Origin of the sequence: Deinococcus sp. (assembly GCF_030523985.1) — a bacterium.
In the GTDB taxonomy this organism is placed as follows: domain Bacteria; phylum Deinococcota; class Deinococci; order Deinococcales; family Deinococcaceae; genus Deinococcus.
In genome coordinates, this window is record NZ_JAUNHK010000082.1 from 1 (window position 1) to 11,994 (window position 11,994).

At 65.7% G+C, this 11,994-nt stretch carries 12 protein-coding genes; 5 read left to right on the forward strand and 7 right to left on the reverse strand.

The window, feature by feature from the left end; translation table 11 throughout:
• Window positions 1–105: 105 nt before the first annotated feature.
• The 3 genes from Q4C89_RS11275 to Q4C89_RS11285 all read right to left on the reverse strand — a co-directional run bounded on the left by Q4C89_RS11275 (window position 106) and on the right by Q4C89_RS11285 (window position 3,354).
• On the reverse strand, window positions 106–1,827 hold the full coding sequence (locus Q4C89_RS11275; RefSeq protein ID WP_303102711.1) for a DUF4153 domain-containing protein: 1,722 nt from the start codon (window positions 1,825–1,827) through the stop codon (window positions 106–108).
• Window positions 1,828–1,910: 83 nt separating this feature from the next.
• A complete protein-coding gene (clpS, locus tag Q4C89_RS11280; RefSeq protein ID WP_303102712.1) occupies window positions 1,911–2,231 on the reverse strand; it encodes an ATP-dependent Clp protease adapter ClpS in 321 nt (106 codons plus the stop codon).
• 19 nt (window positions 2,232–2,250) lie between these two features.
• Window positions 2,251–3,354 carry an aminopeptidase gene (locus Q4C89_RS11285; RefSeq protein ID WP_303102713.1) on the reverse strand — a complete coding sequence of 368 codons (1,104 nt, stop codon included), beginning with the start codon at window positions 3,352–3,354 and terminating at the stop codon, window positions 2,251–2,253.
• Between the two features lie 82 nt (window positions 3,355–3,436).
• Between Q4C89_RS11285 and purU the strand changes: the two genes are divergently transcribed.
• From purU to Q4C89_RS11300, 3 genes are all read left to right on the forward strand, one after another.
• Window positions 3,437–4,336 (forward strand): formyltetrahydrofolate deformylase, encoded by a 900-nt coding sequence (gene purU, locus Q4C89_RS11290; protein ID WP_303102714.1) that lies wholly within the window; start codon window positions 3,437–3,439, stop codon window positions 4,334–4,336.
• A gap of 73 nt (window positions 4,337–4,409) precedes the next feature.
• The gene (locus Q4C89_RS11295) at window positions 4,410–5,108 is read left to right on the forward strand and encodes a DsbA family protein (RefSeq protein ID WP_303102715.1); all 699 of its coding nucleotides are present in this window, start codon (window positions 4,410–4,412) and stop codon (window positions 5,106–5,108) included.
• A 4-nt stretch (window positions 5,109–5,112) separates the two neighbouring features.
• Window positions 5,113–5,577: a disulfide bond formation protein B gene (locus tag Q4C89_RS11300; protein WP_303102716.1), complete on the forward strand. Its 465-nt coding sequence runs from the start codon at window positions 5,113–5,115 to the stop codon at window positions 5,575–5,577.
• Between the two features lie 72 nt (window positions 5,578–5,649).
• Here Q4C89_RS11300 and Q4C89_RS11305 read toward each other — a convergent pair whose 3' ends face one another.
• Window positions 5,650–6,396 carry an SDR family NAD(P)-dependent oxidoreductase gene (locus tag Q4C89_RS11305; RefSeq protein WP_303102717.1) on the reverse strand — a complete coding sequence of 249 codons (747 nt, stop codon included), beginning with the start codon at window positions 6,394–6,396 and terminating at the stop codon, window positions 5,650–5,652.
• 93 nt (window positions 6,397–6,489) lie between these two features.
• Between Q4C89_RS11305 and Q4C89_RS11310 the strand changes: the two genes are divergently transcribed.
• Both Q4C89_RS11310 and Q4C89_RS11315 read left to right on the forward strand, forming a co-directional pair.
• Window positions 6,490–7,176 (forward strand): HAD family hydrolase, encoded by a 687-nt coding sequence (locus Q4C89_RS11310; protein ID WP_303102718.1) that lies wholly within the window; start codon window positions 6,490–6,492, stop codon window positions 7,174–7,176.
• Between the two features lie 58 nt (window positions 7,177–7,234).
• A complete protein-coding gene (locus Q4C89_RS11315) occupies window positions 7,235–8,134 on the forward strand; it encodes a carbohydrate kinase (protein WP_303102719.1) in 900 nt (299 codons plus the stop codon).
• 62 nt (window positions 8,135–8,196) lie between these two features.
• Here the strand turns inward: Q4C89_RS11315 and Q4C89_RS11320 are convergent, their stop codons facing one another.
• From Q4C89_RS11320 to Q4C89_RS11330, 3 genes are all read right to left on the reverse strand, one after another.
• Window positions 8,197–8,586, reverse strand: a complete 390-nt coding sequence (locus Q4C89_RS11320; RefSeq protein ID WP_303102720.1) for an NADH-quinone oxidoreductase subunit 15 — start codon at window positions 8,584–8,586, stop codon at window positions 8,197–8,199.
• Window positions 8,587–8,597: 11 nt separating this feature from the next.
• Window positions 8,598–10,421, reverse strand: a complete 1,824-nt coding sequence (locus Q4C89_RS11325; protein ID WP_303102721.1) for an alpha-amylase family glycosyl hydrolase — start codon at window positions 10,419–10,421, stop codon at window positions 8,598–8,600.
• A gap of 150 nt (window positions 10,422–10,571) precedes the next feature.
• Window positions 10,572–11,994: DUF3656 domain-containing protein (locus Q4C89_RS11330; RefSeq protein WP_303102722.1), on the reverse strand; the 1,423-nt coding region annotated here is incomplete at its 5' end.

Sequence of the window (11,994 nt, forward strand, 5' to 3'; positions counted from 1 at the left end):
GCCACAAACCCCGGCCCCTGAGCGAAAGCCGCATGGAACTGGAAGAAGACGTGGCGGTGTAAAGCATCCAGAGTCAAAAGGGGGAAGTGACCAGCCCCCCGATTTTTATTTCCCCTCTCGCAAAATCAATGTCGCCCCGCCCGCTTTCACCACAGGCACGCTGAGGATTTCGCTGCGTGTAGAAGCGTTAAACGGGTTTTGTTGCCAGTTGATGCTCTGCGTCTGATACGGCCTTTCCAGTGAGGCAAACGTGCCTGAACCCACCAGTTTGCCCGCTGCGTCAAAGTCGGCCCAAATCCCTTCATACCAACTGAACCCGTAGACCAGCGCCCGCGTACCAGAGGAAAGCGGCATCACATGGGCGTGATAGATGGGATTGCCGAAGCTGATTTTGCCCGTCGTCAGGCGCTTCAGCTCGGTTTTCTGGGCGGCGGACAGCGGCAAACTGCCCTCCGAAAGTCTCCATGTTTCTGCGACATAAGCGCGGCCTCCAAAATGCGCTGCCCTGAACTGCTGAAAGGTCATCTCTCCGCTGCGCCTGCGCTGGTTGCGGGCCGTTTCCGAAAGTTGGCTGTCGGGGAGGCGGGCCAGCAGGCTCTTGCCCAGGCTGCCGCTGTCGTAGGCCAGCTGCTCTACGATTTCTGCCGATTGCAACGTCGTCAGGTCGCTTCGTGTCAGCCGCGCCGCCTGCGAACGGGCCGACCATTCCATCGGACGCAAACCTGGGACGCTGAATAGCAGCGAAAGCGCCGCCAGTCCCGCGAGGCTGCCCACCGTCACCCGTGAGAGGCCCGCGAAGGCAGGCTTCAGGCGCGTGAAGGCCAGTGCTAGCGCCGAAAGCAGCAGCCAGACGGCCCCAATCAGCCCCAGCAGGCGGCTTTCGGTCAGGCCATATTGCCCGATGCGAACGCTCAGGCCGTACAGCGCCAGCCCAGGGTAGAGCGGCAGCAGGTAGGCTGCCCAGCGCGAAAATTGCTGTGCAGCGCGGGGCAAATGCACGGGCTTGGCCGCAAACGCCACCAGCGTCAGCGCCCCGAACGCCAGCGTCAGCGTGAGGTACAGCGGCGAACTCAGAAAGCCCTGGTACAGCTTTTCGGTGTTTTGCAGGGCGGCAAAGGGCAACGCGGCGGCGAACAGCAGCACGATTCCCGACGCCACAGGCAGCAAAAAGCCCAGCACGTTCGCCAGCGTGCGAGTGAGGTTCAGGCCCCAGGGTTGCGCCCGAATCGCGGTCACGAAAAACGCCGAAGCCCCCAGCAGCAACGGCAAAAACACATGCACGTTGTTCAGGATGAGTTTGGCGGGCTGCGTTATCCCAATCGCTTGCAGCAGCCCACACGCCAGCGCCAGCAGCCCGTAAAACAATCCGCCCAGCAGCGCCGCCAGCACAAAGGTGATAAACGACGACACGGCGAAAGGCGCAATGGCCCGCACGCTCAGCCGCTTGCCGCCTTCCCAGCCCGACAGCAGCAGCAACCCAGCGAGTCCCAGCGCCGCGATGAGGCCCCAGCCGCCGCCGTTGAGATAGCGGAAAGAAGACCCCTCCGGCACCACCAGGTCCGCTTGCAACAGCCCGAATACGCCCAGGCCCGCGCCGAGTGCCAGTGCGCCCCAGCGTTGTCTGCTGGTCGGCAAAAACACCGCGCCCAGGCCCGCCGTCCACGCCAGCGGCAACAGCCCCAGCAACCCCAGAGGCCACACCTTTTCCCAGCCCGGTTCAAAGTAAAGCGAAGTAACCAGCCCCACGGCGGCCCCAATCAGCGCAGCGGCGGGCAGTGGCAAGGTGGCCTGCGGTGAAGCCGTTTCAGGCGGAAGAGCTTCAGACATGCTGTCAGGCTAGGGCAGAGACAGGCGCGGCAGGTCAGCCGAAAGATGCAAGTGCCTTACCCTCACGGTTCATAGCCCAAAGCTCACGGCTCTTCCGGCTCTGCCACCACCCGCAAGGGATGCCCCTCCTGCCGCGCGTGCGCCGTCACCTTCGCCACCTTCGTCTCGGCAATGTCGCGGGTGTACACGCCCGCCACCCCCTGCCCCTTGTGGTGAACCGCCAGCATGATCAACTCGGCTTCCTGCTCGGTTTTGCGGAAATAGCGCTCCAGCACCATCACCACAAAATCCATCGGCGTGTAGTCGTCGTTGAGCAGCAGCACCCGCCAGAGCCTCGGCTTTTTCGTTTCGGTGCGCTCCAGCGTCTGGGTGTGGCCTGCGCGGTCGGCATCAGGGCGGGTCATGAGGTCAGGATAACCACCTTTAGCCGATAAACTGCCCGTTTTCCTGCCACAGTTCGCCGTCCAGCCAGATGCGCCCGCCCCCCTTGCCCGCGCTGGGCCGCAGATCGGTAATCAGGTCCCAGTGCACCGCACTCTTGTTCAGCCCGCCCGTTTCGGGGTAGCTCTTGCCGATGGCGAGGTGAACCGTGCCGCCGATTTTTTCGTCGAACAGGATGTTGCCGCTGGGCCGCTGAATACCGAAATTGGTGCCGATGCCCAGTTCGCCCAGGAAACGTGCGCCGGGGTCGGTGTCCAGGGCAGAAAGCAGCACGTCCTCGCCTTCCTCGGCGCTGGCTTCGACCACCTGCCCCGCCCGGAAGACCAGCCGCGCCCCGCGCACCATGCGGCCCTGGTAGGCGGCTGGGACGGTAAAGGTGACGACGCCCTCGGCACTGTCCTCCAGCGGCCCGGTGAAGACTTCGCCGCTGGGCATGTTGCGCTTGCCGTCGCTGTTGGCCCAGGTACGCCCACCCACGCGTAGGGTCAGGTCGGTGCCGGGGGCCTCAATCCTCACCACGTCGGCCCGCGACAGCCGCTCGATCAGGCGGGCCTGCATCTCGCGCACCTCACCCCAGGCCGCCACCGGGTCGGCGCGGTCAAGGAACATGGCCCGCATCACGAAATCTTCAAATTCGGCCTGCCCCATTCCCGCCTGCGCCGCCGCGTGGGGGGTCGGGTAAAGGGTCAGCGCCCACTTCTTGCTTGCCCGCAGATTGGCGAGTTCGGCGCGGGAAGCCAGCAGCCGGGCCATGCGGGACGCGTCGGGGGTCTGTGCGGAGGCTTCGGGGGCCATCACCCGCAGCGAGCCGTCCATCTGGCGCATGTCGTCCAGTTCGGCGGGGTGCAGGGCGTCCAGCACGCTGTCAGGGGCCAGGGTCGCCACATCTTCATCCTGTCCGGGGTAGTTCAGGCGCAGCACCGGACGCGCTCCGGCCCGCAGCAGGGCGCGGTGCAGTTCGCTCAGCAGGGGCAGGGCCGACGTGCTGCCCGCCACCAGCAGCCGCTCGCCGGGCTGGGCATACAGGCAGTAGTGCGCGAGAAGTTCGGCGTGCTTGGCGGGGTCATACGCGAGCAGGGAAGTCATGGCGGGCAGTCTAAGCCGCTGGCCCGCCGTCCCCAACAAAAACGTGCTGCCGGGCGGGGGCGTTCGGTTATTCTGGCCGCCGATGACCTCGTCTGCTTCCGACCCTGTCCCCGCTTCCAGCACTGCGCCCACCTCGGCCACCCTGACCATCACCTGCGCCGACCAGCCCGGCATCGTCGCCGCCGTGTCGCAGTTTCTGCGCAATCACGGGGCCAACATCATCCACAGCGACCAGCACAGCACCGACCCGTCGGGCGGCACGTTTTTCATGCGGATGGAGTTTTACCTGCCGGGCCTTGACCACACGCGGGACGCCTTCACGCGGGCCTTTACCCAGGTGGTAGCCGAGCCGCTGAGCATGGACTGGCAACTGAACCTATCGAGCCAGCCCAAGAAAATGGTCGTGCTGGTCAGCCGCTACGACCACTGCTTTCTGGACCTGCTGTGGCGCAAGCGCCGGGGCGAACTGAATGTCGAGATTCCGCTGATTCTGTCCAACCACGAAGACCTGCGCCGCGACGCCGAGATGTTCGGGATTCCCTTTCACGTCATTGCCGTCAGCAAGGACAACAAGCCCGAAGCCGAGGCCGAGCAACTGCGGCTGATGCGCGAGGCGGGCGCGGACTTCGCGGTGCTGGCGCGCTACATGCAGGTGCTCAGCGGCGATTTCCTGCGCGAATTCGGGCGGCCTGTCATCAACATTCACCACAGCTTCTTGCCCGCTTTCGTGGGGGCCAACCCCTACCGGGCGGCCTTCAACCGGGGCGTCAAGCTGATTGGGGCGACCAGTCACTATGTCACCGAGGAACTCGACGCCGGGCCGATCATCGCGCAGGACGTGCTGCACGTCACCCACCGCGAAACGCCCGAAACGCTGATGCGTCTGGGCCGCGACGTGGAGCGGCAGGTGCTGGCCCGCGCCGTCAAGGCCCACGCCGAAGACCGAGTGCTAGTGCACGGCAACAAGACGGTGGTGTTTTGAACGTTCCCCCCGTCATGGTTCTCAGCACTTTGGCATCAGCGCAGCCGCAACAGACGTTAGACTGCGGGGCAGAATGACTCGACTCTCCGGAAACAACCAGAACCGCAGCGTGCTGATTATCGGCACCCTGATTGCCGCGGCCCTTATCGCCCTGGCCCTGTTCGCCGTGCGGGGCAAGAGCGCAGCCACGGTGGGCGACGCGCAGACCTTCACCTACGCCAACCTGCCCTACGCGGGCCAAGCCGACGCGCCCGTGAACGTGGTGGTCGTCGAAGACTTCAAGTGCCCCGCGTGCAAGAGCTTCGAGGAAAACGCCGCTCCCGAACTGCGCAACAAGTACGTCGGCACGGGCAAGGTCAAGATGTACTCGCTGGTCTACCCCTTTATCTCCACCGAAGTGGTCAAGCTTCCCGAAGACGACAGCAAGTACGCGGCGCAGGCCGCCCGCTGCGTCTATGTTCAGGGCAAGAACGACGCTTTCAACACCTACAAGGAAATCCTGTTCCGCGCCCAGGGGCCGGAAACCGAAGTCTTCTTCACCAAGTCGCGCCTGAAAGACCTGGCGGGCAGCCTCGACATCGACCAGGCCAAGTTCGCCACCTGCCTCGACAACGACGAGACGGCGGCACAGGTCGAAGCCGACAAGCAGGAAGCGGTCAACGCCGGAGTCACGGGCACCCCTACCGTTTTCGTTGACGGCAAGCGTGTGAATGTCCAGGGCGACTACGTCAAGGACATCTCGGCTGCCATCGACGAAGCCCTCAAGCAGTAAGCCTATGAGCCGCGATACCCGGCTGTATCTGGCGTGGCTGGTGGCCCTGGTGTCCACCATCGGCAGCCTGTACTTCAGCGAGGTCAAGCAGTTCAATCCCTGCCCCCTTTGCTGGTATCAGCGCATCTTCATGTATCCGCTGGCTTTGGTGCTGGGGCTGGCGGCCTTCTGGAGCGACTACCGGATTCGGCGCTACGTGATTCCGCTGGCTGCTCTAGGCTTCGGAATCGCACTATTTCAGAATCTGGAAACCTGGGGCGTCGTGCCGACCATCAAGGCCTGCACCGTCAACGCATCGGCGGCATGCAACACCCCCTGGCCTGTCTGGGGCGACAATTCGCCGCTCAACACCATCCTGACCATTCCGGTGCTGAGCATGATTGCCTTTACCCTCATCATCGCGCTGCTGAGCTGGCCCCGTTCGCAGGCCGTGCGCGACGAAGTGGGCGTGCAGCGTCAGGCCGAGTAAGGTTGGGAAAAAAGCAGGCGGCCCCGGCAAAGTCCAGGGCCGCCTGCTTCTGCTGTCACGCCGCTTCCATCATCAAACAGGCCGCCCCGCCATCATGAAACTGGCGGTCATGCCGCCGTCCACCGGCACGATGGCCCCGGTCAGGAAGCTGGCCTCGGCGCTGCCCAGAAAGTAGACGAGCTGGGCGACTTCGCGGGGGGTTCCCAGGCGGCGCAGGGCGTGCAGGTCTTCGTAGTCGCGCCGGGTCTGCTGCGGGTCGGCGCTGTCCTCTATGGCTTGCAAGACGGCTTCGGTGGCAATCGCGCCGGGGGCGACGGCATTGACCCGCAGGCCAAGCGGCGCGAGGTCGAGGCACATGGCGCGGGTCAGGTTGACCAGCCCGCCCTTGGAGGCGTTGTAGGCGGCATTGTTCTGCTCGGCAAACAGACCCTGCACGCTGGCGACGTTGACCACCGCGCTTCCGGCAGGCATCAGGTCCACCAGGGCACGGGTGAGCAGCAGCGGCGCAGTCAGGTTGACATTCAGCGTTCTGGCCCAGCCACGCTCGCTGACTTCCAACACGCTGCCGTGCGCGTCCTGATAGGCGGCGTTGTTGACCAGCACGCCGACGCTGCCGTGTGCGCGGGCGACCCCGACAATGCGGGTACGTCCGGCGGGCGTGGCGATGTCGGCCTTGAGGCGGCGCTGGCCCTTCAGGACAGGCGGCAACTTCACGTCCACGCTCAGGACCGGATGACCGCGCTCGGCGTACAGTTCGGCGATGGCCCGCCCGATGCCACGCGCCGCGCCCGTAACGATGACCAAAGGAGTCTCTGACATTCCCCCAGTGTGTGCCGCCACGCCGCTGGGGGCGCATTCGTTCAAGGTTTTCCGAAGCCGAGGAGCGTCGCAAGGGGCGTAACGTGACCCGGTATGCGTCTTTCCCCTGCGAACCCTATCCTGCCCACCATCCCCGACCTCCGGGCGCTGCTGCTCGATCTCGACGGCACGCTGGTGGACTCCAACGACGCCCACGCCCGCGCCTGGGTGCAGGCCCTGGCCGACCAGGGCATAGGGCGCGAGGAAAGCGAAGTCCGCGCCCTTATCGGCATGGGCGGCGACCTGCTGGTGCCCAAACTGACGGGCGAGGACGCCGAGAGTGACCTGGGCAAGGCACTCGTTCAGGGCTGGCAGGACCAATTCGAGCCGCAGATTCCCGACCTGCACGGCTTCGAGCGGGTGCGCGAGCTGCTGGAATGGGCACAGGACGCGGGCCTGACGGTGGTGCTGGCCTCAAGCGGCGAAGACGAAATCGTGGAGCAATTGCTGGAGCACATCGGCGTGGCCGACCTCGTGCCGCTGCGGGTGCGCTCGGACGAAGTCGAGCAGACCAAGCCGCACCCCGACGTGCTGCAAGTGGCGCTGAAGAAGGCGGCGGTGCAGCCAGAGCAGGCGCTGTTCGTGGGCGACACCATTTTCGATGCGCGGGCGGCCAAGGCAGCGGGCGTGGCCTGCGTGCTGCTGCGGGCGGGCGGCTCGCCTGGGCTGAACGCCGAGGAGTACGTGTTGGGCAGCCCCGCCGAATTGCTGGAAGCGTTGCAGGCGGCAGCCGGGAACTGAACCGCCGCTATGCCCCGGGGGTCTATGTTCGTGCCGGAGCCGCCCGTATCCTGGGGCCATGACCCCCCTTCCGCTGATTGTGAGCGCAGGCGAAGCCCTGACCGACCTCGTGACCGCCGGGGGCCGCACCTGGCAGGCGCACCCCGGCGGCGCGGGGTGGAACGTGGCGCGGGCCTGTGCGCGGCTGGGGATGCCCAGCGCCTTTGCCGGAGCGGTGGGGCAGGACAATTTCGGGGACGACCTGCGCCGCGAGTCGCTGGAAGCGGGACTGGACCCCCGGTTCATGCAGGCGGTGCCCGCGCCCACGCTGATGGCAGTGGTCTACAGCACCCAGCCGCCGCAGTACCGCTTTCTGGGCGAAAACAGCGCCGACCTGCACTTCGACCCCACCCTGCTGCCGGGAGGCTGGCTGGGCGCGGCCCGTTGGCTGCATGTGGGCGGCATCAGTCTGGCCCGCTGGCCGCTGGCGGACACGCTGCTCGGCGTCATCGAATCGGCACGGGCGGCGGGGGTCAAGGTCAGTTTCGACCCCAACGCCCGCATCGCCCACCGTCACCCCGACTATCCGGGGGTCTTCGCTGCCGTCGCTCGCCGCGCCGACCTGATGAAGTTCAGCGACGAAGACTTGGCCTTCTTCTTTCCGGGGGCCACCGAGGAACGGGCCATGCAGGAACTGCGCGGGCTGAACCCCCGCTGCCCCATCGTGGTCACGCGGGGCGGCGACGGCGCGACCCTCTACCACAGCGCCGGACAGGTCAGTCTGCCCAGTGTGCCCGTAACTGTGGTGGACACGGTCGGCGCGGGTGACGCCCTGTGCGCCGGGCTGCTGGTCAGCGCTGCCGAGCACCCGGAAGCCCTCTGGACAGAGCACCTGAAGTTTGGCCTGCGGACGGCTGCCGTGACCTGTGCCCACGCCGGAGCCTACGCGCCCACGCGGGAAGAAGTGGAAGGCATGTAAAGGGTGGAGGGTGGAGAGTTGAGGGAATAAAACCCTTCGCTCTCCACCCTCTCCCCTCTTCCTCAGACCGCCAGTGTGCCCTTGCCCTGCATCATGCCGTCCAGCAGCACGCCGAGACGCTCACGGGTGAAGGGGCGCTTGCCTTCAAGCAGGCCATGTTCGCCCGCGTGGAGGTGCCAGTGCTTGCTGCCTCCCATCAGGCGCAGGCTGACGCCGCCGAGGTCCACATGGCGGGGACTGACCGCCGCCACCAGCAGGGCTTGCCCTCCCTGGCTGATGCTCACGCTCATGATGGTGGTGGGCAGGTCGTAGGGCCGCTCCATGCGGTAGATGTAGTCGGGAAAATCCGCGACCTTGTCGATGTTCAGCCCGCGCACCTGGGCCTCGGCCTCCAGCCAGCCCAGAAGCTCGACCCACTGCCGATAAAGCGCCATCCTGTCTGCTTGTGCCATTTGGGGCAAGTCTAGCGCGTTCTCAGCAGCAGTCGTCCGCCTGCCGCGTCCAGCGTGACCTCGCCGCCCGCCAGCGTTTCGCCGCTCAGGGCGTCTTGCCACTCGCCTCCCGGAAGGGTGAGGGTGACGGCATGAGGTTCGGTGCGGCGACTGGCGACGGCGACCACCTGCGCGGCGTGCCCGTCCGCGTCCGTCACCTCGCGCAGCAAGGCAATCGCGTCAGCCTCGGCATGAATAAAGCGCAGCGCCCCGCTGTGCAGCACGGGCATTTCACGGCGAACCTTGACCAGCGCCTTCACCTGTTCCAACAGTTCCTTGTCCCACTGCGCCTCGTCCCAGGGCATCGGCTCGCGGCACCAGGGCATGTTGCCGTCCCGCGACTGCGAGAGGCCGATTTCGCTGCCGTAGTACAGGCACGGCACGCCCGCGTAGGCCATCAGCAGGGTCAGGGCGGCGCGGTACTTGGTGCGGCTCCCGCCCAGTCGCCAGTGCGCCCGCCCGATGTCGTGCGATTCGAGCAGGTTGAACATGTTCAGCGCCGTCTGGGGCGGCAGCGCGTGGTAGGCGTCCCAGAGGATGTCGGCCAGTTCCACGCCGTCCAGTTTGCTCGGCTCGTTGAAGTAAGTCGCGCCCGCCAGCCACTGCATGACGGGCAGCCCGAAGCCGTGATAGTTCATCGCGCCGTCCTCGCCCTGCCCGTCCAGCGCCAGTTCGGGGTCATAGAAACGTTCACCGAAGACGTAAGCGTCGGCCTTTTCCTGTCGCGCCGCCGCTTTGAGGGTGCGGTGCAGGGGCAGGTTGTCGGCCTCGGTGCCGCCCTTGCCGAGCATGTGGGCCACGTCCAGCCGCCAACCCGACGCGCCGCGCCGCAGCCAGTGACGCACCACGCTCTGCTCGCCGCTGAAAAATTCCTCGACCGCCCGCTCGTTGGCATAGTCGATTTTGGGCAGCGTCGGCACGTCGAAAAAGGAGTGGTAGGGCGGTTTGCCCGCCTCCTCGCGCCAGGTGAACATCGCCCGCTCAGGCGCGTCCTCCGAGGCGAGGGCCGCCTGAAACAGCGCGTTCTCGTTGCCCATGTGGTTGAACACGCCGTCCAGCACGATGTTGATTCCAACCGCCTCCGCGCCCGCCACCAGTTCGTCCCAGGCCGCCTCGCCGCCCAGATGCGGGTCGATGGCGCGGTAATCGGTGATGTCGTAGCGGTGGTTGCTGGGCGAGGTGAAAATCGGCGTGAGCCATAGCCCCGTGATGCCCAAGTTTTTGAGGTACGGCAACGCCTGGGTGATGCCCACGAGGTCACCGCCGTAGTGCCCGTGAATGTCGCCCCAGGCGTCTACCGGATGGTTCCAGTCCACCCGCTCGACGGGGCGGCCTTCGTAAATGTATTCGCCGGTCTGCACGTCGTTTTCGGGGTCGCCGTTGCGGAAACGGTCCGGGAAAATCTGGTAGAAGACCGATTTCCAGGCCCATTCGGGGGCCGCGTAGCCCGCCAGATACTGAAACCAGGAGCGGAAGCCCCGGCGCGAGTGGTGCAGCCCCAGCCGGGTCAGGTTGAGGTGGTCGCCGGACAGGTCGAGTTGCCAGGCGTAGCGCGTGCGGGCTTCGTGCAGCGGCAACTGCGCCTCGAACCAGCGGCCCTCGCCCGCCAGCCCGGTCACTTCCTGGGCGGGCAGCGTCTCGATTTCACCGACCTGCACCACCTTGAGCCTCACGCCCAGCACGGGCAGGGTCGTTCGCAGGCGCACGCGGACGTGTCCACCGAGGGGAACACCGAGCCGTTCGGTGTAGCCGGGGGTGTGGTCGTGCTGGGCTGTGGGCTGGCTTTGAATCTGCATAGGGTCCTCCAGAAATCCAGAAAAAAGGCTCCGGCACGAGCAGTCCCAAACTTTGCGGGAGGTCGTGCCGGAGCGGGCAAGCGTTGCCTTCGGATTTGGCAAGAAGTCTGGGGGACGGGGGGCCGGAAGGTCAAGTGGCAGGCGAGTGGCTTAGAGCATCGGCAGCGCGGGCAGCACGTCAAAGCCGTCGGGAACGAACAGGCTGCCCTCGGTCACGCCCTGCTCGGAGACCTCACGCAGGCGGTTTTCCAGTTCCAGCCCACCAATTTCGCCGTTGAGGAAGGCGCGGTGGGCAGCGATGACTTCGCGCACCTGTTCGGGCGACTCGTGGACGAATTCCAGGCGGAAATGCTGCAAGCCCGCGTCCAGCCAAGTCTGAAGGTGGGTGCCAGCCACTTGCGGGCGTCCTTCAAACACCGTGTTGCGGCAGCCCACATCCGCCATGACGGGGTGCTGCACGCCGCGCTCGTCCTTCAGCGCGACCTTGTGCGACTCGCAGGGATGCCCGCAGTTGGTGTAGTCGGTGCCACTACTGAGGAAGCGGCAGAACACGCAGTGCTCGGTGTGAAACACGGGCAAATGCTGGTAGGCGATGACTTCCAGCCGCTCGGGGCCGACCAAGCCCGCCAGTTCCGCCACCTGACGGGCGTTGAGGTCGTGCGTGGGCGTCAGCCGCGTGAGGCCCATGTCCAGCAGGGCGCGGGCGGTGAGGACGTTGGCGGCATTGAGGGAGAAATCACCCGTGATGTTGATGGTAGATGGTTGATGGTTGATGGTCTGGCTGTCCTGTTCCACCAACGATTTCTGCAAGCCTTCCAGCAGTCCACCTGAGCGCACCAGAATCTCCGCCCCCAGCCCCAACAAAAACTTCTGCAAGTTCTGCTCGGTGGGCTTGAGGATGCGCGGGCTGGCGACACGGACGGGAATCCCCGCCGCCTTGACCTTCTCCACACTGGGCTTGAGGCCGTAGAGTTCCAGATAGTCCAGCGTGATGGAGTCGGGACGCTGGGCGAGGGCGGCGGTGAGTTGGTCGGGGGAACGGACTAAAACATGCAGATGGCGGATGGCAGAAGGCTGATGGCTCACAGGCTGGCCTTCTGCCTTTAGCCTTTTGCCTTCTGCAACCCTACGCTCAGGTGCTTTACCGCGTACCTCCGTCAGCGCTTCCACCCCTTCCCGCCGCAGGGCGTTGAGCGCCGACACAGGCAGGAAGCCCGCGCCTGCAAGTTCGGTGGTCAGTTCGCCCAAGTGGTAGCCCGTGCCGCCCAGCTTGCCGAGTTGTTCGCGTAGGGTCTGCTCGTCCAGAGCGCGGTTTCTGGCTTCCGAGAGAGGGGCTCCTCCCGCCACCGTGACCGAGTGGCCCAGTTCATCCGAGAGCGTCAGCTGCGGCACTTCGCCCACCCGTCCGACGAAATGCGCGTCAATCGGGCGGGTGTACACAGGGTCGGCACTGTCCAGCAGCGGCTTGACGCGGGCGTTCAGGCTCGGGTCCTGGGTGCGCCACACGGGGTCGCCCATGCGGATGCGCTGGGGGTTGATGGCTCCTTTGGCAAAACGGAGTTCGGAGACAGAC

Bases quoted from the DNA above. Each gene is read 5' to 3' on its own strand.
- Q4C89_RS11300 (WP_303102716.1), top strand. From the start codon at position 5,113: ATGAGCCGCGATACCCGGCTGTATCTGGCGTGGCTGGTGGCCCTGGTG.
- Q4C89_RS11315 (WP_303102719.1), top strand. From the start codon at position 7,235: ATGACCCCCCTTCCGCTGATTGTGAGCGCAGGCGAAGCCCTGACCGAC.
- Q4C89_RS11305 (WP_303102717.1), bottom strand. From the start codon at position 6,396: ATGTCAGAGACTCCTTTGGTCATCGTTACGGGCGCGGCGCGTGGCATC.
- purU (WP_303102714.1), top strand. From the start codon at position 3,437: ATGACCTCGTCTGCTTCCGACCCTGTCCCCGCTTCCAGCACTGCGCCC.
- Q4C89_RS11295 (WP_303102715.1), top strand. From the start codon at position 4,410: ATGACTCGACTCTCCGGAAACAACCAGAACCGCAGCGTGCTGATTATC.
- Q4C89_RS11275 (WP_303102711.1), bottom strand. From the start codon at position 1,827: ATGTCTGAAGCTCTTCCGCCTGAAACGGCTTCACCGCAGGCCACCTTG.
- Q4C89_RS11325 (WP_303102721.1), bottom strand. From the start codon at position 10,421: ATGCAGATTCAAAGCCAGCCCACAGCCCAGCACGACCACACCCCCGGC.
- Q4C89_RS11310 (WP_303102718.1), top strand. From the start codon at position 6,490: ATGCGTCTTTCCCCTGCGAACCCTATCCTGCCCACCATCCCCGACCTC.
- Q4C89_RS11285 (WP_303102713.1), bottom strand. From the start codon at position 3,354: ATGACTTCCCTGCTCGCGTATGACCCCGCCAAGCACGCCGAACTTCTC.
- Q4C89_RS11320 (WP_303102720.1), bottom strand. From the start codon at position 8,586: ATGGCACAAGCAGACAGGATGGCGCTTTATCGGCAGTGGGTCGAGCTT.
- clpS (WP_303102712.1), bottom strand. From the start codon at position 2,231: ATGACCCGCCCTGATGCCGACCGCGCAGGCCACACCCAGACGCTGGAG.